This window comes from Faecalispora jeddahensis (assembly GCF_000577335.1).
In the GTDB taxonomy this organism is placed as follows: domain Bacteria; phylum Bacillota; class Clostridia; order Oscillospirales; family Acutalibacteraceae; genus Faecalispora; species Faecalispora jeddahensis.
Genome location: NZ_CBYL010000006.1, coordinates 71,994 through 94,154 on the forward strand (window position 1 = coordinate 71,994; position 22,161 = coordinate 94,154).

General features: G+C 50.0%; 21 protein-coding genes and 1 tRNA gene. 7 read left to right on the forward strand and 15 right to left on the reverse strand.

Translation table 11 applies throughout. The features are described from left to right. Positions 1-35: 35 nt before the first annotated feature. Both TY09_RS03925 and TY09_RS03930 read right to left on the reverse strand, forming a co-directional pair. Positions 36-1,304, reverse strand: a complete 1,269-nt coding sequence (locus TY09_RS03925) for a replication-associated recombination protein A (RefSeq protein WP_187119576.1) — start codon at positions 1,302-1,304, stop codon at positions 36-38. A gap of 82 nt (positions 1,305-1,386) precedes the next feature. Further along, entirely contained in the window at positions 1,387-2,640 is a 1,254-nt protein-coding gene (locus TY09_RS03930; protein ID WP_042431388.1) for a serine hydroxymethyltransferase, read from the reverse strand. Between the two features lie 146 nt (positions 2,641-2,786). Between TY09_RS03930 and nth the strand changes: the two genes are divergently transcribed. The 4 genes from nth to TY09_RS03950 all read left to right on the forward strand — a co-directional run bounded on the left by nth (position 2,787) and on the right by TY09_RS03950 (position 7,431). Then, positions 2,787-3,443: an endonuclease III gene (gene nth, locus TY09_RS03935; protein ID WP_042431390.1), complete on the forward strand. Its 657-nt coding sequence runs from the start codon at positions 2,787-2,789 to the stop codon at positions 3,441-3,443. A 103-nt stretch (positions 3,444-3,546) separates the two neighbouring features. After that, positions 3,547-3,622 (forward strand) — tRNA-Ala (locus TY09_RS03940). A gap of 287 nt (positions 3,623-3,909) precedes the next feature. Then, the gene (locus TY09_RS03945; RefSeq protein ID WP_042431391.1) at positions 3,910-4,245 is read left to right on the forward strand and encodes a hypothetical protein; all 336 of its coding nucleotides are present in this window, start codon (positions 3,910-3,912) and stop codon (positions 4,243-4,245) included. 579 nt (positions 4,246-4,824) lie between these two features. Further along, the gene (locus TY09_RS03950; protein ID WP_042431392.1) at positions 4,825-7,431 is read left to right on the forward strand and encodes a cation-translocating P-type ATPase; all 2,607 of its coding nucleotides are present in this window, start codon (positions 4,825-4,827) and stop codon (positions 7,429-7,431) included. Between the two features lie 224 nt (positions 7,432-7,655). Here the strand turns inward: TY09_RS03950 and TY09_RS03955 are convergent, their stop codons facing one another. From TY09_RS03955 to pdxR, 3 genes are all read right to left on the reverse strand, one after another. Continuing rightward, a complete protein-coding gene (locus TY09_RS03955; protein ID WP_042431393.1) occupies positions 7,656-8,621 on the reverse strand; it encodes a DMT family transporter in 966 nt (321 codons plus the stop codon). 36 nt (positions 8,622-8,657) lie between these two features. After that, positions 8,658-9,467 (reverse strand): helix-turn-helix domain-containing protein, encoded by an 810-nt coding sequence (locus TY09_RS03960; RefSeq protein WP_035317230.1) that lies wholly within the window; start codon positions 9,465-9,467, stop codon positions 8,658-8,660. Between the two features lie 255 nt (positions 9,468-9,722). Continuing rightward, positions 9,723-11,141 (reverse strand): MocR-like pyridoxine biosynthesis transcription factor PdxR, encoded by a 1,419-nt coding sequence (gene pdxR / locus TY09_RS03965; protein ID WP_042431395.1) that lies wholly within the window; start codon positions 11,139-11,141, stop codon positions 9,723-9,725. Between the two features lie 176 nt (positions 11,142-11,317). Here pdxR and pdxS point away from each other — a divergent pair, with 176 nt between their 5' ends. The 3 genes from pdxS to TY09_RS03980 all read left to right on the forward strand — a co-directional run bounded on the left by pdxS (position 11,318) and on the right by TY09_RS03980 (position 13,185). Beyond that, entirely contained in the window at positions 11,318-12,190 is an 873-nt protein-coding gene (gene pdxS, locus TY09_RS03970; RefSeq protein ID WP_042431396.1) for a pyridoxal 5'-phosphate synthase lyase subunit PdxS, read from the forward strand. Next, complete coding sequence (gene pdxT / locus TY09_RS03975; protein WP_042431397.1) at positions 12,187-12,774, forward strand: pyridoxal 5'-phosphate synthase glutaminase subunit PdxT; 588 nt, start codon at positions 12,187-12,189, stop codon at positions 12,772-12,774. Before pdxS ends, pdxT begins: the two co-directional genes overlap by 4 nt. 114 nt (positions 12,775-12,888) lie before the next feature. Then, positions 12,889-13,185, forward strand: coding sequence for a hypothetical protein (locus tag TY09_RS03980; RefSeq protein WP_042431398.1), 297 nt, complete (start codon positions 12,889-12,891; stop codon positions 13,183-13,185). A gap of 108 nt (positions 13,186-13,293) precedes the next feature. Here TY09_RS03980 and rbsD read toward each other — a convergent pair whose 3' ends face one another. From rbsD to TY09_RS04035, 10 genes are all read right to left on the reverse strand, one after another. Then, positions 13,294-13,737, reverse strand: coding sequence for a D-ribose pyranase (gene rbsD, locus TY09_RS03985; protein WP_042431399.1), 444 nt, complete (start codon positions 13,735-13,737; stop codon positions 13,294-13,296). 32 nt (positions 13,738-13,769) lie between these two features. After that, on the reverse strand, positions 13,770-14,606 hold the full coding sequence (locus TY09_RS03990; protein WP_009065810.1) for a DegV family protein: 837 nt from the start codon (positions 14,604-14,606) through the stop codon (positions 13,770-13,772). Between the two features lie 178 nt (positions 14,607-14,784). Next, positions 14,785-15,234: a pyridoxamine 5'-phosphate oxidase family protein gene (locus tag TY09_RS03995; protein ID WP_306568743.1), complete on the reverse strand. Its 450-nt coding sequence runs from the start codon at positions 15,232-15,234 to the stop codon at positions 14,785-14,787. Positions 15,235-15,369: 135 nt separating this feature from the next. Further along, positions 15,370-15,675 carry an MGMT family protein gene (locus TY09_RS04000; RefSeq protein WP_042431400.1) on the reverse strand — a complete coding sequence of 102 codons (306 nt, stop codon included), beginning with the start codon at positions 15,673-15,675 and terminating at the stop codon, positions 15,370-15,372. A 196-nt stretch (positions 15,676-15,871) separates the two neighbouring features. Further along, positions 15,872-17,116 carry a mechanosensitive ion channel family protein gene (locus TY09_RS04005; protein ID WP_042431402.1) on the reverse strand — a complete coding sequence of 415 codons (1,245 nt, stop codon included), beginning with the start codon at positions 17,114-17,116 and terminating at the stop codon, positions 15,872-15,874. Between the two features lie 668 nt (positions 17,117-17,784). Continuing rightward, complete coding sequence (locus TY09_RS04015) at positions 17,785-18,816, reverse strand: uroporphyrinogen decarboxylase family protein (RefSeq protein WP_042431407.1); 1,032 nt, start codon at positions 18,814-18,816, stop codon at positions 17,785-17,787. A gap of 7 nt (positions 18,817-18,823) precedes the next feature. After that, a complete protein-coding gene (locus TY09_RS04020; RefSeq protein ID WP_042431408.1) occupies positions 18,824-19,510 on the reverse strand; it encodes an amino acid ABC transporter permease in 687 nt (228 codons plus the stop codon). Continuing rightward, positions 19,510-20,214 (reverse strand): amino acid ABC transporter permease, encoded by a 705-nt coding sequence (locus tag TY09_RS04025; RefSeq protein ID WP_042431410.1) that lies wholly within the window; start codon positions 20,212-20,214, stop codon positions 19,510-19,512. Before TY09_RS04025 ends, TY09_RS04020 begins: the two co-directional genes overlap by 1 nt. Before the next feature lie 36 nt (positions 20,215-20,250). Next, positions 20,251-21,111, reverse strand: a complete 861-nt coding sequence (locus TY09_RS04030) for a transporter substrate-binding domain-containing protein (RefSeq protein ID WP_052335551.1) — start codon at positions 21,109-21,111, stop codon at positions 20,251-20,253. Positions 21,112-21,171: 60 nt separating this feature from the next. Next, positions 21,172-21,924 carry an amino acid ABC transporter ATP-binding protein gene (locus TY09_RS04035; RefSeq protein ID WP_042431412.1) on the reverse strand — a complete coding sequence of 251 codons (753 nt, stop codon included), beginning with the start codon at positions 21,922-21,924 and terminating at the stop codon, positions 21,172-21,174. Positions 21,925-22,161 lie beyond the last annotated feature (237 nt).

Consider the following 22,161-nt stretch of genomic DNA (forward strand, 5'->3'; position numbering starts at 1 on the left):
TAGCACTGAGCGGACAAAGATACAAGAGCTTATTTCTATTTTTTCTCCATGATTTTTTTCCAGTACTGCAGAAACGCCTGCTCGTTTTTATTCAGGCCCGGGGTGTAGTACTCCGCCCCGCTCAAAAGATCGGGCAAATATTGCTGCGCTACCCAGTGATCCGGGTAATCGTGGGGGTACAGATAAAACTGCCCTTTCTTCGCCTGATCGGCTCCATCGAAGTGTTTATTTTGCAGACGGCGTGGAATCGACCCGGATTTGCCCGCGCGAATATCGGTGAGCGCCGCATCGACCGCCAAATAAGCGGAGTTGGATTTCGGCGCCATACAAACCAGAATCACCGCGTTCGCAAGCGGAATCCGCGCTTCCGGCAGGCCCACCTGCAGAGCGGTATCCACCGCGGCCTTTGTAATGGGAATGATCTGCGGCCAGGCAAGACCGACGTCCTCATTAGCGCAGACAAGCAGCCTGCGGCACACGGACGGCAGGTCGCCGGCCTCGAGCAGCCTTGCCAGGTAATGCACCGCGGCGTTGGGGTCGGAACCGCGCATGGACTTTTGGAATGCCGAAAGCAGATCGTAATGCTCGTCGCCGTCTTTATCATAGCGCACGGCGCTTTTCTGCGTCAGCTCGCGCGCAGCTTCCAGCTCCACCAGGAGGCCGTCTGCCTCGCGTCTGGCCGAAAGCGTGCACAGCTCCACCGCGTTCATCGCCTTGCGCACATCGCCCCCGCACGATTGGGCAATATGCAGGTCTACCCCCTCGACGCGCGTGATCGTTTCCCCGCGCTCCTGCTCCAGCAGGGCAAACGCTCTTTCCACCGCGTGCAGAATGTCTTCGGTATCCACCGCTTTGAACTCAAACACGGTGCTGCGGCTTAAAATCGCGTTATACACATAAAAATACGGATTTTCCGTCGTGGAGGCAATCAGCGTGATCTGCCCGTTCTCGATGAATTCCAGCAGCGTCTGCTGCTGCTTTTTATTAAAGTACTGAATTTCATCCAGATACAGCAGCACTCCGTTAAGTGTTTCCAGTGTGCCGAGCGACTCCACCACGGCGCGGATATCCGCCGTGGACGCGGTTGTGCCGTTCATCTTCACCAGCTTCCGCTGCGTCCTGCGGGCGATGATCGAAGCGACGGTGGTCTTCCCTACACCGGACGGCCCATAGAAGATCATATTCGGGATCTCGCCGGAATCGATGATGCGGCGCAGGGCTCTGTCCGGGTCCAGCAAATGGCGCTGCCCCACCACCTCATCGAGCGTCTGCGGACGCAGGCGCTCCGCCAAAGGCACTGACAATTGGAATCCATCCTTTCAAAAAAGCGGCGCAGCATTCGGGCTGCGCCGCACATTCATGCAAATATAACAGTTAAAAGCAGGATCAGCGGTACAGCGGATAACGGCTGCAAATGCTCTCTACCTTCGCGCGGATCGCATCCTGATTGCCTTCAAAGCTCTGCGCAGCCATTGCGATGCACTCGGCAACCTCATCCATATCCTGCGTGTTCAGGCCGCGGGTGGTAACCGCAGGCGTGCCAAGACGCAGGCCGCTCGTCACAAAGGGGCTTCTCTGCTCGTTCGGAACCGTATTCTTATTCGCGGTGATATACACCTCGTCCAAACGGTGCTCGAGCTCCTTGCCGGTCAGCTCTTCGCCGCTCAGGTCCACGAGCATCAGGTGATTGTCCGTTCCGCCGGAAACCAGCTTGATGCCGCGCTTTGTCAGGCCGTTGGCCAGCGCCTGCGCGTTGTCGATGATCTGCTGCTGGTATCCTTTGAACTCGGGCTGGAGCGCTTCCCCAAAGCAAACCGCCTTTGCCGCGATGATATGCATCAGCGGGCCGCCCTGTGTTCCCGGGAAGATCGCCTTATCGATCGCCTTGGCATATTTCTCTTTGCACAGGATCATGCCGCCGCGCGGGCCGCGCAGGGTTTTATGCGTGGTGGTAGTGACAACGTCGGCCCACTCGACCGGGCTTGCGTGCAGCCCAGCCGCGACCAGACCGGCAATATGAGCCATATCGACCATCAGGTAAGCGCCGCACGCGTCGCAGATTTCGCGGAAGCGTTTAAAATCGAGCGCGCGGGGATATGCCGAAGCGCCCGCCACGATCATTTTCGGCTTGACTTCCATCGCCTGCTCATACAGCTTGTCATAATCAATGCGATGGGTCTCGGCATCTACGCCGTAGGCAACAAAATGGTAGTAGCTGCCGGACATATTCACGGGAGAGCCATGCGTCAGGTGCCCGCCCTCAGCCAGATTCATGCCCATTACGGTATCGCCGGGCTGAAGCAGCGCAAAATACACTGCCAGGTTCGCCTGCGCGCCGGAGTGGGGCTGCACATTCGCGTGCTCTGCGCCGAACAGACGGCACGCACGCTCCCGCGCGATCTCTTCCACTACGTCCACATACTGGCATCCGCCGTAGTAACGCTTGCCCGGGTAACCCTCGGCATATTTATTGGTCAGGATGCTCCCCATTGCGGCCAGAACCGCAGGGGAAACCATGTTTTCAGAAGCAATCAGTTCCAGATTCCTTTGCTGGCGTCCCAGCTCCTGCTCCATAGCAGCCCCAACCTCACTGTCGAAGCGGGAAACAAATCCGATGGTATCCATCATTTCACTGAACATTGGCAACCCTCTCTCGTGTTTTCTTACTGTTTATTATACACGCGATTTCAGCAAAAGGCAATCCGGTCATTTCCATAAAATGACCTTTCCTTTTGTCGGGTTTTGTATTAGAATGAAGAAAACTGCCGCAAAAAGGATGAGCCAAAATGACAAAAAAACAGCTGGCCAAACTGGCCGTAGAAGCGCTGAAAAAAGAATATCCGGAAGCCATCTGTTCGCTGGAATACCGCGATCCGCTCCAGCTTCTGATCTCGACCCGCCTTTCGGCCCAGTGTACCGACGCGCGGGTGAACCTGGTAACGCCGGCCCTGTTTGCCCGTTTCCCCACACTGGAGGCTTTTACACAGGCCAAGGTGGAGGAAATCGAAGAGCTGATTCGTTCCTGCGGATTGTATAAAACAAAGGCGCGCGACATTCTTGCCATGTGCAAAAAGCTTGCGGAGGAGTACGACGGCGTGATTCCCGACACGGTCGAGGAGCTGACAAAGCTGCCGGGCGTAGGGAGAAAAACCGCAAACCTGGTGGTTGGGGATATTTATCACAAGCCCGCCGTTGTAACCGACACGCACTGCATCCGCATCGCGGGGCGGCTGGGCCTGACAAAAAGCAAGGTTCCCCTGCAGGTGGAAAAAGATCTGCGCGCGGTGCTGCCGCCGGAGGAATCCAACGACTTCTGCCACCGGCTGGTGCTGCACGGCCGGGCTGTATGCCAGGCGAGAACGGCCCACTGCGAGATTTGCTGTATGAATGGTTTTTGCAAAACAGGGGTATCGGAGCTGGCGGAACCCAAGGTAAAAAAATAATTAACACTTTTTGAAAAATCTTCTTGAAAAAACGGAAACCCCATGATATAATAAACAGCGTTGAAATTCACCGGCGTTTTTCGCCGTGATTTTACAACGTTATGGGCTCGTAGCTCAGCTGGGAGAGCGCCGCGTTCGCAACGCGGAGGTCGAGAGTTCGATCCTCTTCGGGTCCACCAAATTTAAGCAGCCCCCTTTCGAGGGGGCTGCTTAAATTTGGTGGGTCACAAGGGGCGAACTTCAGCGCAAGTCGGGAGAGACGTGAGTCTGTCTGAGTTGCAGGTAAAACGGAGGGCCTCGCGGCACGCGGGTAAAAATTGCACCACCCGATCCTCTTCGGGTCCACCAGTGGAACAGATCAGTTTCGACAGGAAATTTATCTGTTCTTTTTTATTTTGTGATAAGCTATAAGTATTATATTTTTATAGAATAAGCAAATGAATAGGAGTTTGGAGGTACAACGATAATGGCAAAGCACGAGTTTGGGATTATGCAAAAGGAACCGTCGCCTGAAGAACGGTTCGATACTTATGAACCTCAAAAATACAATTGCATCACGGTTCATGATGATTTTATTCAACCCAATATGACTGATTTACAAGATTTAGATTGCTACTGGCATACTCTGCAAAGACCGGAGAAAGGCCTTGCCTATTACGGAATTACGCTTATTCCGCCTCAATCAATGGATGTATTGATAAGGATTTTAACGTCCCAGAATAGAAAGGAACTCATCCCTCTCATTACTTTGATAAACAAGGCAAAAGAAAATAGAAAGTATATCATTCATTTTGGCATCTAATTTCCAATTTATCTTATAAAATGATGAGTGGTTTGATGTATCTCTTTGATTCTCTAACTTCTCATGCAGTTCAAAATCCGAACCCTTTCACCGGGTTCGGATTTTGTTTTATGAACTCCATCCGCTTTTTGTTTTTAGGCAATATCGTCTGCTGGACAGAAGCAGGAAATGAATTAACATAAAACGACTATTGACAATTTCCCAATTGGAATGATATGATATTTCTAATATCATAATTTAGAGGGAGTAGCTTCCCGTATTTTACGGGGCTCAAAGTCGTCATTTCGGAGAAATCCCGGCTTTGACAGCGTTTCGTTTAGTGAGACTCTATTGTTAGATTTGTGTCTAACAGTAGGGTCTTTTTTATTTCTATTTTTGAGGAAAGAAGGCAGAGATACGATGTGATATAACAGCGTTCGATTCAGAAATATTGTGATGTTCTCACCACTTCCCCGGAAAAGAACACCTCCTGTACGCTCTCGCTGTACGATTCCATTCCTTCCATACAGCCTGTAAACAACGAGATTGGATTCGGTGCCTTCTCGGTTACCGAAAATGATGATACGAGGAGAATGATGAATGAACGATTTTCATAGAAAAAGCCCGCAGCAGATCATGGATCTGCTAAAAGTGGATGACAGAGGCCTGCATGATGTAAAAATAAAAATTCAAAGAGAAAAATTCGGCTATAATGAACTGGAAGAAGCAGTCTCCAAGAGCGCTGTGCTGGTTTTTTTTGAACAATTTAAGGATTTTCTCGTTCTCATATTACTGGCGGCCGCGACAATATCCGCTTTCCTGGGGAAACTGGAAAGCACACTGGTCATCCTGGTGGTAGTAATCATCAACGCGATACTGGGTACCGTGCAGCATATTAAGGCGGAGCAGTCCTTAAAAAGTCTGAAGGCTCTTTCCTCCCCTACCGCCAAAGTGTTAAGAAGCGAAAAAAAGATGGAGATTCCATCCCGAGAGCTTCTGGTGGGAGATATCTGCTACCTTGATGCGGGTGATTACGTGAGTGCGGACGGCAGAATTCTGGAATCTTACAACCTGCAGGTCAATGAAAGCTCCCTTACCGGCGAATCGGAAAGCGTCGTTAAAACAACGGAAGTGATAGACAAAGCGGATGTTGCCATTGGCGACAGAAAGAATATGGTCTTTTCCGGCAGCTTTGTTACCTATGGCCGCGCTGTTGTACTTGTTACCAACATCGGAATGAAAACCGAAATAGGAAAGATCGCTCATTTGCTGGAAAGCGCCAAAGAAAAGAAAACGCCGCTTCAGGAAAGCCTGGATCATTTCGGGAAAAAGCTCGCTTTCCTGATCCTTGTCGTATCAGCTTTTGTGTTTTTGCTGGATCTATTCAGAGGCCGCGAGTTCATAGATTCCTTTATGTTTGCGGTTTCCCTTGCGGTTGCGGCGATCCCGGAGGCACTGAGTTCCATCGTGACGATCGTGCTTGCGCTCGGAACGCAGAAGATGGCAAAGGCCAACGCGATCATCCGAAAGCTGCAGGCAGTGGAAAGCCTTGGGAGCATCTCGGTGATCTGCTCGGATAAAACCGGAACCCTGACACAGAACAAAATGACCGTGCAAAAGGTGTTCGTGGATGATAAGGTGGTGGAGCATGATAAGCTGGACCCCGATCAGGACCTGGAAAAGAAGCTGGTATTGATGGCCCTGCTGTGCAATGACGCGGTGACGGTTGAGAAAAAAGAAATTGGTGACCCGACTGAAATCGCTCTTGTGAATTTAGGCGAACTCTATCATCTGGATGAATTGCTGATCCGAAAAGCATACCCCAGATTCGCCGAGCTGCCCTTTGATTCTGAGCGGAAACTGATGAGCACCGTAAACACACTGGAAGGCAAAACCCTCATGATCACAAAAGGGGCTTTGGATGTACTGCTTTCAAGGTCGGCAAGGCTGGAAACCTCTGACGGGATACAGGAGCTTACAGCGGAACATAAGCAGGAGATCGAGAAAATCAACAGGGATTTTTCGGGAAACGGCCTGAGGGTGCTTGCCTTTGCCTACAAGGAGCTTCCGGAAGAGCGGGAACTCTGGATGGAAGATGAAAAAGACTTGACATTTGTTGGGCTCATCGCAATGATGGACCCGCCAAGAGCAGAATCCGCACAGGCCGTGGCAGACTGCATCAGTGCGGGAATCAAGCCCGTAATGATCACCGGGGACCACAAGATAACGGCCTCGGCCATCGCGAAACAGATTGGAATATTAAACGACGAATCGGAAGCGATCGAAGGATTTGAACTGGAAAGCATGACGGACGAAGTGCTGAAAAAGAGAGTGGAAGACATCTCCGTTTACGCGAGAGTATCGCCTGAGCATAAAATCCGGATCGTGAGAGCATGGCAGGAGAAGGGAAAAGTCGTTGCGATGACCGGCGACGGAGTGAACGACGCACCGGCTTTAAAGCAGGCGGATATCGGAATTGCGATGGGAATTACAGGCACCGAGGTTGCAAAAGACGCAGCCGCGATGGTGCTGACGGACGATAATTTCTCCACCATCGTCAGAGCGATTTCCAACGGAAGAAGCATCTACGGAAATATCAAGAATTCCATCAAATTTCTGTTATCTGGAAACACGGCGGGTATTCTTTCGGTGCTTTATGCTTCGCTGTGCGCGCTGCCGAATCCATTTGCGCCGGTACACCTGCTTTTTATTAACTTGGTCACAGACAGTCTTCCCGCTATCGCCATCGGGCTTGAACCGCATAATGAAACCATCATTAAGGAAACGCCGAGAGACCGAAACACGCCGATACTGGACAAAAGCTTTGCGGTTGAAGTCGTGCTTGAGGGACTCCTCATAGCGATCGGAACCATGCTTGCATACTACGTTGGCCTCTCTGCCGGCGGCGCGGAAACAGCGCGCACCATGGCGTTTGCCACCCTATGTCTTTCAAGGCTTCTCCACGGGTTCAACTCCAGGGGAAAAGAATCTCTGTTTCGGCTGGGAATTCTGACAAACAAATTCATCTGGATTGCCGTGGCCATCGGTTCCCTGATGCTGCTTGCTGTTTTGACGTTCCAGCCGCTCATGGTTCTTTTTGAAATTGCGCCGTTGACTGGAAATCAATACGGAATCATCTTCGGACTATCGCTTATGCCTTTGATTTTGATTCAAATTTATAAGACATTTTTTATCCGAAGAAAATAACGGCAGATTTTTTCCGCTCCGTTCGGCTTTACCAAAAGCAAGGGATACCCATGACGGGTATCCCTTGCCCTGTTTTTGATCACTCATTTTATTTATAGAAAACTGGACTCACGCTTTGCAGCTTGTTGCCTATTCCATTCCCGCACAAGAAGAATGGAGCACCATGTTTTGGGATTTGATATTCTGTGCCTGCCGCCGCACCTGATACCGGGACTTATTCCCCATCATTTAGCAATGCGTTGCTCTTTTTTCGTTTCGAGCGGGATCAAATCGATCGATTCTTCTTTGCCCGTCGATTTATTTTTAGGGGAAAACTTGTTTTCCGAAAGGAACAGCCCAATCAAGGTAAGTACAATTCCCAGCCCGGCAATCCCTGTTATTTTTTCCTTCAGTACAATCATAGAGGCAACAACGGTAATAACCGGAACCATATAAATATAAACACTTGTTTTGACCGCACCCAATTTTTTCACAGCCGAGTTCCATGTTACAAAGCACATAGCCGATGCGCCAACACTTAAAAAGAGAATGTTACACAAATAGACCGGTTCAAGGAGCCGATTTATTTCAGGCTGAAAACCAAACAGAAAGAGTGCGGGCAGCATAAATACCAGCCCATACAAAAAGATTCTGCGCGTTGTTGGAATCATGGGATAGCCAAATTTGCTGATTTGTTTGGTTAGGACAGAATACGCAGACCACACAATGGCGGCTAAAACAGCCAGCAGATCCCCCAATGGGTTCAACTGTAAAACAGAGTTGCCATTCAAGCTGATCAAAACAATTCCGACCAGCGCAATGAGAAAACCGATGAAAAACTGCAATTTACATCTTTTGCCGCGCAAAAATAAATGCGAAAAAATAGCTGTGAAGAAGGGAGAGATGGAAATGACTACTCCCACATTGGAGGCAAGCGTATAAGTAAGGGCAATATTCTCCAAAAGATAATATAATGTAACGCCACACAACCCCGCAGCCGCAAAGTACAGCTCCTGCCTGCGCTCTCTGACTCTCAGTCGATGCGGAAAAACAGCAAAAAGAAGGATCGTTGCTATGGTAAACCTCAAAAAGAGGATTTCGACCGGCGTAATTACGTTGAGCAAAATCTTGGTTGATATGAAGGTCATTCCCCATATGAAAATGGTGATAACGGCCAGAATATGTCCGTTGATATTTTTTTCCTGATCCATGAAAAATCCTTTCCGTACAACATTTCGATACGAAAGCTAAAAAATACTGCGATACTGCTTCGGTGTAAGACCAATATACTTTTTAAAGAAATTAGAAAAGTGGCTCTGGTCTGCAAATCCAGTTTGCAAGGCGACCTCAATGAGCGGCAAGCCCTGCTCCAAAAGCTGTTTTGCCTTATGAATACGAATGGTTTCCAAATAGCTGTACGGGGTAATCCCTTTCTGCTTGGTAAAGGAACGCAGCAGATAATATTTACTCAAGCCCGTCAAATCGCTCAAATCATTCAGCGTAATGTTATTCATATAGTTCTTCTCCAGAAACTCACAAATGGCTTTTGTTTCTGCACTTTGCTCGATTTTGGGGAAGGGTACGTCCTGCTCTGTATACTCTGTAAGAAGCTGTTCTAAAAGGAAAAAGAAGATTTCTTCCTTTCTGAAATCCTGTTCTTCCTGCATGATCATCAAATGAAGCTCTTTGAGCAAAGAAACCAGCTCACTTTGAAAAATCACCTGCGAGGTAAAATATGGCTGCTCCTCTTTCCCTGTGATCTCTAATACGGCCCTGCCCATCGTTTCCGTCTGAATATTCAGGCAACGATAGTCCAGAGCTTTTCCATCTATTTGCGCGCAGGTATGATTGTCCCGCGGATTAAACAACAGCAAATCGCCCGGCTCTATGGTATACTCCCTGTTTTTACAGGACAGATATCGCTGGCCGCTTTCGATTAATCCAAGCACATAATACTCATGAAAATGGTTGGGGAATTTCTGCATAATCCCCTGAAAGCAGTAAGCCTCTATCTTTAAATCCGGATCAAATTTTACCGTCCTGATTTCTTTTTTCAAAAAATCACCACCCAGAATGTGATCGCATCCTTCCACTGAAAACCGGCAGCTCATTTCCTCCCCGGGCTTTGGTGGGGAAGAAATTACTATTCCAAACAAGGTCTTTTAAGCGAACCGGTAATCAACAGTGTAGTACAAAACGCCGCGGAATTCTTGTATGATATTGCCCTTATGACCTGCATCAAGTTATAAGGTGATCTTCCTTCCTGTGCACTTCGTCTGCGAAGATTTTTCAGGTGTATTTCGCTGCTGCAATTACTTTACAATCTGCTCTGTACCCTGCCACGCCTGTTTTAATAATGCCACCGCAGCCGGAATTTCTTCGATTTTCAGGCAGGCGAACCCCAACAGGAGCATGCTCTCGTACCCGTTTTGCGGTGGGGCAAAATAGTATTGCGATACCCCGTACACCTTCACTCCCTGCTGAAAAGCCGCCTGAATCAGCTTTTGCTCATCCCAGCCGTTGTTGACACGCAGAAGAAAATGCAGCCCGGCGGAATCCCCCCTGATTTCGGCTTCCGGCAGCAGGCGGCGCACCGCGGAAACGATCGTTTCTCTTTTTTGTCGGTACAGATTGCGCATTCGGTTCAGGTGGCGCTCAAAATGTCCCTCGTCAATAAAGCGGCACAGGGTTTTCTGGTCCATTTTCGGTACCGGACAGATGTAAAAACTGAGCTTTTTCTGGTATGCATCCAGCAGATGACGCGGCAGCACCATGTAGCTGACCCGCAGCGCGGGCGAAAGCGATTTGGAGAAGGCGCCCATATAAATCACCCGGCCGGTTTCGTCCATCCCCTGCAAAGACGGGATCGGCTTGCCGGAATAGCGGAACTCACTGTCGTAATCGTCCTCGATCAGGTAGCGGCCCGGCTTTTCATTTGCCCAGTTCAACAGCTGAATCCGGCGGCTGACCGGCATAATGGTGCCGGTCGGGAACTGATGTGACGGCGTAATGCAGGCCACATTCGCCTGGCTCTCGCTCAGCGCATCCGGCCGCATTCCGCTTTCATCCAGAGGGATCGGGCGGCAAAGCGCGCGGCTGCTTTTAAAGATCATATTGAGCTTTTCATAGCCCGGGTTTTCAATGGCGTACGCAGAATCCGCATCGAACAGCTGAATCAGGAGCAGGAGCAGAAATTCTGTTCCCGAGCTGATGACGATTTGATCCGCACAGCAGTTCACGCCGCGTGAATAATGCAGATAGTGAGCAATGCTCTCGCGCAGGCCGGGATCGCCCTTGGGGTCGCCCGCCGTTAACAGATCGCGGTCGTACTCGTTGATCACCTCTTTGGTGAGTCTGCGCCAGATCGAAAACGGAAAGCTGTCGTGATCGACTCCCTGATGGGAAAAGTCATACCGGAAGCTGACACTCTCACGCAGCGGGGCGATCTCTTTTTTCGGTTCCTGATTCATACGCAGAATCCCGCCCAAATCCGCGACATAATATCCGCTTTTCTCCCGCGCAACAAGGTATCCTTCGGCCACCAGCTGATTATAGGCCGCCTGAACGGTATTCTGGCTGCAATGCAGGTAAGCGGAAAGCTGCCGTTTCGACGGCATCTTTTCATCTTTCAGATAATTTCCACCGGTGATCTCATGCTTAAAAAAATCATACAGCTGCTGAAACAGCGGAACATCCGCCCGTTTTTCCAGCCGCAGAGAAATTTCATTCAAATCGCTCGCCCCCATCTGATACCATCAAAATTTCCATATCTGGCACTTTTTATATGATCAATTCTCTTCTATAATAAAACAAACCTTAAAAACATGCAAGTATTATCGGTGCGCTTTCCGTCGGCGGTTTGCTTTGGAAAGCGGCATTACTGGAATCGAAACGGGAGGCTGATTCAATGAGTAACAGATATGAACTGAACAAAAACCTGGCCCAAATGCTCAAGGGCGGCGTTATTATGGACGTAACCACACCGGAGCAGGCGAAAATTGCCGAGGAAGCCGGAGCCTGCGCCGTTATGGCGCTGGAACGAATCCCCGCGGATATTCGTGCGGCGGGCGGTGTTTCCAGAATGAGCGATCCTAAGATGATCAGGGGCATCCAGCAGGCTGTCAGCATTCCGGTTATGGCCAAGGTAAGAATCGGGCATTTTGCAGAAGCGCAGATTTTGCAGGCGATCGAGATCGACTACATCGATGAAAGCGAAGTGCTGTCCCCTGCGGATGATCTTTACCATATTGACAAAACCAAGTTCGACGTTCCGTTTGTGTGCGGCGCCAAGAATCTGGGAGAAGCGCTGCGCAGAATCGCCGAAGGGGCCTCTATGATCCGCACAAAGGGCGAGCCCGGCACCGGGGACGTTGTGCAGGCGGTACGCCACATGCGCTTGATCAACCGGCAGATTCGCGAGATTCAGAACACCCGGGAGGATGAGTTGTTCCACACCGCAAAAGAGCTGCAGGTACCCTATGAGCTGGTGCGCAGCGTCTTTGAAACCGGCCGTCTGCCCGTCGTCAACTTTGCGGCCGGCGGCATCGCAACGCCCGCGGACGCGGCGCTGATGATGCAGCTTGGCGCCGAGGGCGTGTTTGTGGGCTCCGGTATTTTCAAGTCCGGCAATCCGGCCAAAAGAGCCCGTGCCATCGTGCAGGCGGTGACGAACTACAATGACCCCGTGCTTCTGGCAGAGCTTTCGGAAGACCTGGGAGAAGCGATGGTGGGAATCAACGAGCAGGAAATCGAGCTGCTCATGGCGGAGCGCGGCATATGAAAATCGGAGTTTTGGCATTGCAGGGCGGCTTCGCGGAGCATATTGCCGCACTGAACAAGCTCGGTATCCCCTGTGTGGAAATCCGGAAAAAAGCAGATTTTGATGATTCGCTGGACGCGCTGATTCTCCCTGGCGGGGAAAGCACGGTCGTGGGAAAGCTGCTGCATCAGACAGAGCTGTTTGACCCCATTCAAGAACGGATTCAGAAGGAGATGCCCGTATGGGGCACGTGCGCCGGGCTGATTCTTTTGGCCGACACGATTGTAAACGAACCCAATTCGTATCTAAGGGGTATTGATCTGACCGTGAGAAGAAACGCCTACGGCCGGCAGCTTGGGAGCTTTTACACACAGGAGGAATTCCGCGGCATTGGGAAAATCCCGATGACCTTTATCCGCGCGCCTCTGATCGAATCCGTGGGCAAAGGCGTTACTCCACTTTCTTTCTATGACGGAAAAATAACCGCAGCAGAAAATGATACAATTCTGGTAACGACCTTTCATCCTGAACTGACGGATGATACGCGGGTTCTCGAGTATTTTCTCCGCAAGGTGAAGCAGCAGGCCATTCGTCCATCCGCATAAACGGGCCTTATGTATCCGGCAGTTCTATTTTATTTCAGAAATGGGTAGTGATCCTGATTGAATCATGAAAATAATTCTTGCAGCCATCGTTATGATGTAGGGTATAGCTTCCGAATGCCCGGTGTGTTTTTCCGCAGCGTTCCCTGCGACCTGTGCGGCCACAGTATCTGCCTGACTCTGCCCTGGCGGATTTTATATCTCGCAATCAATCTCGCGGGGGTATTCCTTTCTTATTTCGCGGCAGAGTCTGTCTCGATTCTGTTCTTCGGGAATACACTCTCAGTAACTCTTTTCCTCTTCGTGCTTCTCATGTACGTCGTTGAGCTGATCTGCCGGGTAATTCTGAGATTTGCGAAGTGGAAAGAAACCGATGAGGCAAATCAGAAAAAGCCGGAACAATCCCTTGATTAAACGCATCATTCCAATCGAACTGACACCATAAAAAGACTCCGCTTTTCAAAGCGGAGTCTTTTTGAATGTCTTATTATCAATGTAGAATACCGCGATTTCACGCATAAATCAATCCGCTACTCTTGAAAATTCAACATGAAACTTTTCTACATAGCGACTGATTCCGGATGCCGAATAAAGAACCAGATTACAGCAGCTTCCAAACTCACCGGTGCGGATAACAGCTTTGGCCGCCGGCATCAGTTCCTTGATCTTCTGCTCACTGGCGGTCCCTCCCGGAATATTAGGCAGCAGCTCCTGTATCGTTTTGTACATATCGGGGTTATACTGTGGCATTAAATCAAATACTTCATACTGCTCCGCCACAAGATCATTCAGAACAGCACGCAGCACTTCCAGAAAAGATGGTATGCCGCGTACCAGCCCGAGATCAATGTAATTGCAGCCAGGCGGCACCGCCATTCCTGCATCAAGAATAATGATCGTATCTCCATGCCTGGCTTCGGCAATTGCCTGAGAAAGCTGTGCATTCAGAATTCCGTTTTTCTTCATATCACTGTTCTCTTTTCATTTTATCATAAAAATTAAAACGAAAGCACAATCCCACCGTCGTCGGCATACACCGTACTCAGGCCGCTGGCCTGAAAAATGATGACCTCTCGGAACGAAAACAGGCTTTTGATTTTCTCGCACAGCTCTTCCGCTTTTGCTCTGGCGTCCACGTGGGTGATCGCGAGAACCGATTCCGTCATATTGACCGCATCACGCCGAATGATATTCAGGAGCTTCTCCATCGCCTGCTTTTCCCCGCGGGCCTTCTCCTTAAGCTCCAGAACGCCGTCTCCGTTGGAACCGAGAATCGGGATGATATGAAGCACCTTGCTTACAATCACCTGAATCCCTTTGATTCGGCCGTTCTTTTCCAGGTTATTCAAAGACACCGGTACAAACAGCGTCTGCAAATGGGTAATGTAGTGGCTGAGCCTGAGAAGAATCTGGCTGTTCTCCATCCGCTGTTCCAGCATCCGTTTGAGCTGCAGCACCACAAGGGTTTGCCCTGCAGAAGCGGATTTGCTGTCGATCACATATACCTTGCTGGTGCTGCCGGATTCCTCCAGCATCTGCTTTGCAGCCATGGCGCTTTGAAAGGAACCGCTCAGCCGGGAAGAAATCGTAACCACATAATTGACTGCGCAGGACTTATAAGCCTCCAGATAATCATGCAGAGACGGACAGGCCGTGGTGATTTTACGCTTGCTGGCTTTCATTTTCCGGATCAGTTCGTCGGAATCCAATCCTTCATCCGTTAACGCCTCGTCGTCTATCAAGAGCTGGAACGGAATCCGCTTGATCTCATTGGGATCGCCAAACACCTCTTCGTTAAAATCGACACAGCTGTCTACGATGATTTGATACTCCACTGGGCTTTCCTACCTTTCATTACCCACGGCATTGGGTATGATCTTTTTCAATATGAATCAGTTTACCACTTTTTTACAGCAACTTCAAGATGTAATTTTCAAAATCAAATCAAAAGATTTTTAAAACTAAATAGAAGAAGCATGGGCCCGATCGCTTTTTGACCGCGGGCCAGTCTAATTATTTTCTGCTCTTCCCTGTCAGATGATCCGCCGTAATTTTGATGACCTTTACCCTGCTGTCGGCATTTTTGATGTAATCGAGCCCTTTTTGCATGAATTCGGGGGAATATTTCTGCACCAGCAGCTCCATCGCCCGCTGTTTTTCCTCCGCAAAGACCTCTTCCGCCTTTCCAAACAAAACCGCACTCTCGTAGTTCGTGGTAAAATCCCCCGGCAGAACCTGTGTTGCACCAACAACACAGAAAGAAACCTTTGGATTTCTGATGATATTCTCCAGCTTGCTGCCGACGATGGCACAGTGAATATAAACCGCCCCGTTCTCATACACGTAGCTGACCGGAACGCCGTAAGGGTATTCCTCCCCCATGGTGGACAGCACACCGTATTCGCCCTTTTGAAGCAGCAGCTCTGTGTTTTCAGGGGAAAGGATACGATCTTTTCTTCTCATCTCCGGAAACATCTTTTCACATCCTGTTCTTTTATGAGTTTTCTTTTCAATTGAAATCGTCTGATACAAGTACATTGATTTTTTGCTGCCTACGGCGGGGAAAGAAATCATCAGCTTTTGAAAGCGGCATGATGATCATGCCTCCGGCCTCCAAAGGCTGCGCGCAAGATCTACCATGCCGTTTTCCCGAAAAGAAACGCCTTCGCTTTCCAGCAGGCGGCGCTGCTCCGTCCACCCCGGCACCGTACGGCCCAAACGGTTTACCACCCGGTGGCAGGGCAAAGACAAAAAGGAAGGGGTATGGCTCAAAGCATTCCCAACCTGCCTTGCGCTGCGCGGCGCTCCAATGAAAAAAGCGATTTGCCCATAGGTGGCTACCCGCCCATAGGGAATTCTTGCGACAACCTGATATACCTGATCTGTGAAAGTCCCTTGCTCCATGGTGTCTTTCCTTCTGTAATGATATTACTTTTGATTATATCGAACGCACCCGCAGAATACAAGAATTTTATCCTATGACACACCGGTGTGTGGCGGCCGCCGCCAAAGCCGGTGCGTTCAACACCTGTCTCCCCTTCTTCATCACCAGTTCGTGAAGGCCGGGCGCAACACCCCCGGCGTACAGGCGTCGCCGATCTCATTGTTCCGGTTTTGACTGGACAAGCGCTTTGAGGTCATTCCCCCCTGGATTCTGCTTTATCCTCAGATCAAATGCTGAAACGATTGCAAAAACATGGTCAAAAATATCCGCCTGTATGGATTCATATTTGTCCCATACGGTTGTGCCGGTGAAAGCGTAAAGCTCGATCGGCACTCCATTCTCTGTGGGGGCCAGCTGCCGAACCATGATTGCCATGTCCTGGCGCAGATCCGGATGATTCTTCAGATAGGCTTGCAGGTATGCCCGGAATATTCCCAAATTGGTCAGACTGTCTGCACGGAGCACGCCGGGCAAATCCGCAATATCGGATTCGTCGTGCGGGGGCGGCGCGCTGGCTTTCCATTCCATATAGTCCCGGACATACGGGATTTGCCGGTAACGCTGCAGCATCTCATCGTCGCAAAAGCGCACACTGGTAATATCAATATTGACGGCCCGTTTCAGTCTTCTGCCGCCGGATTCCTGCATGTAGCGCCAGTTTTTGAACGGCTCGTTGACCATTGAATAAGTAGGGAGCGTTGTGACGGTATTATCCCAATTCTTCACCTTCACCGTATGCAGTGAAATCTCGATAATCTGCCCGTCCGCCTGCCCCGGCTTTTCAATCCAATCCCCCAGGCGCACCATATCGTTCTCTGTCAGCTGAATACTGGACACAAAGCCAAGAATCGTATTTTGAAACACCAACAGAAGAACCGCACTTGCAGCACCGATGCCGCCAAGCAATAAAAGAGGCGAACGGTTCATCAGCACGCTGATGATGATAATCAGCCCTACCATATAAGCGAGAATTTTGAGCACTTGAAAGTAGCCCTTCAACGGCCGGGTTTGCGCGGTCTCTCTTTTTTGGTAAATGTCGTCGAACGAGTTTAACAACTGATTTGCGGTATTTACAACCCCGATCACAATCAGACACGACGCCCCACGTTGAAGCCACTCTTGTCCATCCCGAAAGAAGGGCGCCATCACATAGACAACAAGCGCAGGAACAACCAGTGTCAGCTGTTCAAACACTCTGTGGGCGAACAGGATATCGCCCCACTTCATTTTCGATTTGGAAATAACCGCCCGCAGAACTCGCAGAACAATATTCTTCGCGATGAAATACGAAACCAAAGCACTGCAAAAAATGATCAGCACCAAGACAATAACGGAGGCGATTTGTGCGGTTGTCTCGCCGGCGCCATAACTCATTATCGTATCGTTCAGCCATTTCAACATGATATCTGCGCTCCTTATATCAAATCGATATGATTCATCATTCCCATTCATACTGCCGGTAATGTGCAGACAAACTCAATCGATCCCCGCAATGCTTACGAAAGCAGGAATTTTTCACGGGGAAAGTCCATTCCGTATTGCGATATTTATTCGAAAAACAAAACTGCATCCTCAAAACTGCCCGAATGGCGAAAAACAGGCCGGTACCATTACGCCGTGCTCTCTTTTGCTCTTTTCATCCGCCTGTTGATAAGACGGATAATTTCTGATCGATTGCTTTTCAGTATACCATAAAAAATCCCGGCAAATCAAATACAAACCGCATTGATTTGCCGGGATTTCCGGACTGCATTCGAAAAGGCCGCGCAAGTCATAATCACCAGCTAAACCGGCAGCTTAATCAGTCCCTATAAGGGCCTTCTTCTGACTAACATCTTAAGACGCATGAGAAACTACTTTCCTTTTGCATTACTTGCCCCACCGCCCGCAAACAGGCCACTCCCTTCGATTGCTGCACTTTTACGCCCTTACCACCCTGTTTTGGCTGGGCGCGCTTCGCTCGATGCTGGAAGCGAAAGCTTACGGGGAACCTCCACCGGCATAGCCGGTAATTTCCACATCAACAAAAAAATGTTCCGCGTTGATTCACGCGGAACATTTTTTCTAAATTATCCTGCCAGCGCGGCTACCCGGTAGACCGCCCGGCAGAGCGCATACAGATTTTTTTCCGGCAGATCCTGGTTTGCAACGCAGCCCGGCCCGATGATCAGGCCCCTGTCCCCGGCGGCGGCGATTGCCTCCTGCACATGCTGCTCTACATCGGCCACAGAACCGGAGACCAGAATGCTTTCCCGGATTTTTTCTCCGTTTTCATCATAATAGGGGGTTTCGCGGATTCCGCCCAACAGGCACTTATCTGTTATCTTCCGTGCCTCCGCCAGAGTCGGACTGCTCCACCGGTCGTGCCAGTTGATGCAGTTGACGGGATAATCCGCGATCAGCTGGAACATCCCGTTGTCGCCATGCAGGTGCGCCACATTGAAAAAGGTTTCATCCTGATATGCGGCGATTACCTGACGGTCGTAGAATTCCCCGAATTCGCGGTATTGCTCCTCGGTCAGAAAATCAAAATTGGCGCATTGGGTGGCGAAGAAAAAGCCGTCTACACCCGCTTCAATGTTGGCTTTTACAAAGTTAATGGTGGTTTCCGTCAGAGCCTGCAGCGCCTGCTTGAACAAACGCGGATTCTCTTTCATATCCAGCAGAATCCGGTCCCCGGCCAGCTTTCTGGCCGTAGTCAGGGGGCTGAAAATCGTCTGGATCACCGGGAATTGTTTTTTCGCCAGAAGGATCGTGTGCCGGGCCGCCTGAAGCTGCTTGCCGTAAGAGCCATAAATGGCCGGCAGCGGCTCGATCCCCTCCCAGTCGCTGATTTGGTGAATGCCGTAGTCATCCACAATCGGCGGAAGGTTCACACGGTTAAAGATTTTCACCTTTACGCCGTAATCCTGAACGCCGTACAGCCCGAAGGGCATCAGCTTAATGAAATCAAAGTCATACTTCTGCGCAAAGGCGACCTGGGTTTCCGCCAGACTTCTGGGGTCCTGATCCACAGCGGAAAAATGCATCCAGACATTCAGCGGAATCTTATCCACCTCCTGCCCTTTCAGCGCTGCCTGAATTCGCTCAAACTTATCCATAATACACCTACCATTTCTTAAATGCCAGCTCAATTCGGCTGAATACCACATCCAGCAAACCGCACAGCGCCCAATAGATCAGCGCCGCCGCGATATAAGCCTCCAGGTAATGCGCGTTTTGAGCTGAGGCCAGCTTCGCTTGGGACAGAATATCTGCCACACCAATGGTAAAAGCAAGGGAAAGTCCCTTGATGACGCCCAAAAAAGTATTAAAAAATACCGGTACCACCACCGTGACTCCCTGCGGCACGATGATCCGAAACAGCGCCTGTAACCCAGTCATGCCGCTGGCATAGGCAGCGTCCCATTGTCCGGGGTCGATGGAGTAAAACGCGCCGCGGATATTCTCCGACTGCCCCACCGAAATATACAGGGCATAGGCCACGACCAGCACGGCCAGAGGCGAAACCTTGACGTCCTGCCCCATTCCGAGCATACGGCAGATACTGTCTATCGCCATAGGCAAAATAAAATACGCCAGATATAAATGAATGACCAGCGGGATTCCCCTGGTATAATCGATAAAGACCCGGGCGATCTGTTTCGCCACCGGAATCTGGCGGATTCGAACTGCCGCCACCACAAAGCCCAGCAGGATGCCGAAAATCAAAACGATCAGCGCTGTCCCCAAGGTAAAGGGAACCACGGTGAGGATAAACCGCATATCTTCCAGAATGACTGTTCCGCTCAGCATTACCCCACCCGCTTTTCCGTTTGATTGCCAATGGTGATCTTCTTTTCGAACAACTGGCAGAGCTTGCTTACCGCAAATGTGATGCACCAGTAAATGACGGCCGCAGCCAGGTACACCTCCAGCTTTTTCACGCCGTAATCGTTGGAAATAATCTTCTTTGCCATTCCCATGATATCTGTCAGTCCGATCACGAACAGCACAGAGGTATCCTTGACCAGCTCTACGAAAGCGTTCTCCAGATTGGGCCACGCAATGGGCAGCATCTGGGGCAGAATAATCCTGCGTAGCTTAGTAAAGCCGGTCATTCCGATACTGTCTGCTGCGTCGTGCTGCCCCCGCTCCACCGCCAGATAGGCCGGACGCAGATATTCCGACATGTAGGCACCGTTGAACAGGATGAGGGCCAGAGAGACGTAAAGGGTCTTGCTCCAGTCGTCGGCATTGATGCCGAATTCCCGCAGGATCAGCGGCAGCCCGTAATAGACCAGAAAAATGTGGATCAGGGGAGGTGTGCTGCGAAAGAAGGATACATAAATATTGGCCAGCGGAGAAAGCACCTTCCATTTTTTGATACGAACCGCAGCGATACCCGCCGCCAGCAAAATCCCAAAGCTGCCCGAAATCACAATAATGAACAGAGTATAAGGGATTGCTCCGCTGATTCGGTCAATGATTTTCAGAACATAAGAAAAATCAATTCCCATGGCTGCAGGTGTCACTCCTTTCCGGTTTGAACTTTGTTATTCGGTAAAGTATTTGATGGTATCTTCTCCATACCAGGTTTCGGACAGCTTTGACAGAGTGCCGTTTTCACGCAGGGTCTTCAGCGCCTGCTCCACCTTTGCGGACAGATCGGTCTGATCCTTGGCCAGGGCGAAATAAGTACCGTTGATCTTTACGGGAGGGGTAACGGCCTTGACCTTCAGGCCCAGCTCTTCCTTGATCTCTGCAAAGCCCAGATTGTTGGGCAGCACCAGAGCGTCATATTCCTTGTCGCTGACAGACTTGAAACGGTCTGCAACAGAAATGCCGTCGCCGGTGGTAATCGTGATCTGCTTGTCGGGGTGCTCTTGGTTATAAGCGGTCAGCAGGTTGAAAATGCCGCCGTTGGGAGTGGAAGGAACCAGCTTTTTGCCTACCAGATCATCAAGGCTCTTGATGGAATCGTCGTCTTCATTGACATAAATGTTGATCAGGCTGACTCCGTTGATCGCGTTGGGGATCAGGTATTTCTGCTCTCTTTCGGGGGTCTTATACAGGCCGCCGCCGATCAGCGCGTATTTGCCGGTCTCCAGACCGATCTGGGTAGCGTCGCTCTCGACCAGTTCGATATTGAAATCATAGTCGGTGATCAGCTCATCCACTGCTTTGAGCACATCGACCTCATAGCCGACCTTCTCGCCCTTATCATTTTCAAAGCTCAGAGGCTTGGAGCCGGATTCCAGCGCTACATTTACGGTTTTCACCTGTGCCGCGGAAGACTCCGCGCCGCTTTGGGCAGCAGACGCGTTGGCGCCTGTGTTTTGATTGGATGCGCAGCCTGACAGAACCCCTGCAAACAGCGCAGCCGCTAATACAGAACTAAATAGTTTCGTTTTCATAAAATCTCCTCCTGATTTGTGTGGAAACCACATGTTTTTTGTTCCTGAAAGAACGGATCATTATATTTGATAAACAAAAGGCTGATAGATACAATCTAAGAACCGTTTTGTTGCCGCTTCCTTAGGCGAAAGGAAAACTTCCCGGGGAGGCCCCTGCTCCACGATATTTCCGCCGTCCATGAAGATCACTTTGTTGGCGATGGTCTGGGCAAAGCTCATCTCGTGAGTGACGACCACCATCGTGATCCCCCTGCTTGCCACCTGCTTCATCACCGAAAGGACTTCTCCCACCAGCTCGGGGTCGAGCGAAGACGTTGGTTCATCGAAAAGGATGACGGAGGGATTCAAGGCGAGGGCTCTGGCGATCCCGACCCGCTGCTGCTGGCCGCCGGAAAGCTGGTTGGGATACGAATCTTCCTTTCCCTCCAGCCCAACGCTTTTCAGCTGCTGCTTCGCCGTTAAAATCGCATCCGCTTTGGGAATCTTCTGTACGGTGATCAAACCCTCCGTGATGTTTTCCAAAGCTGTTTTGTTTTTAAACAGATTGTAGTGCTGAAACACCATGGCTGTTTTTCTGCGCAGCGCCAGAAGCTGTTTCTTCGAGGATTTTTTATAATCATACTCGACTTGATCGATCGTAATATTTCCTTCATCGGCCTTTTCCAGACCGTTCATACAGCGCAGCAGCGTGGTCTTTCCCGTTCCGCTTGGCCCAATGATCACCGCTACATCGCCCTGCTCCACCGTCAGGTTAATGCCTTTTAAAATCTCTTTGGCAGCAAAGGATTTGCGGATATTTTCTATGACAATCATGGCTGCTCCTCCTTCCACAACTCCAGATTTTTTACTTTAGCACCGCATTAAAACATACTAATCTTATATGGTTAAGATGCTTTGTTTAATAAAGAATACGTTGCACACCGCAATAAGTCAACACTTTTTTAATGAAAAAAAACTTTTTTATTCATGTTTGGTTAAAATACATGTATGTTTAATAATATTTTGGTCACATTAATAGGCTGCACCTATATCAAAAAGGAACAGAATCCC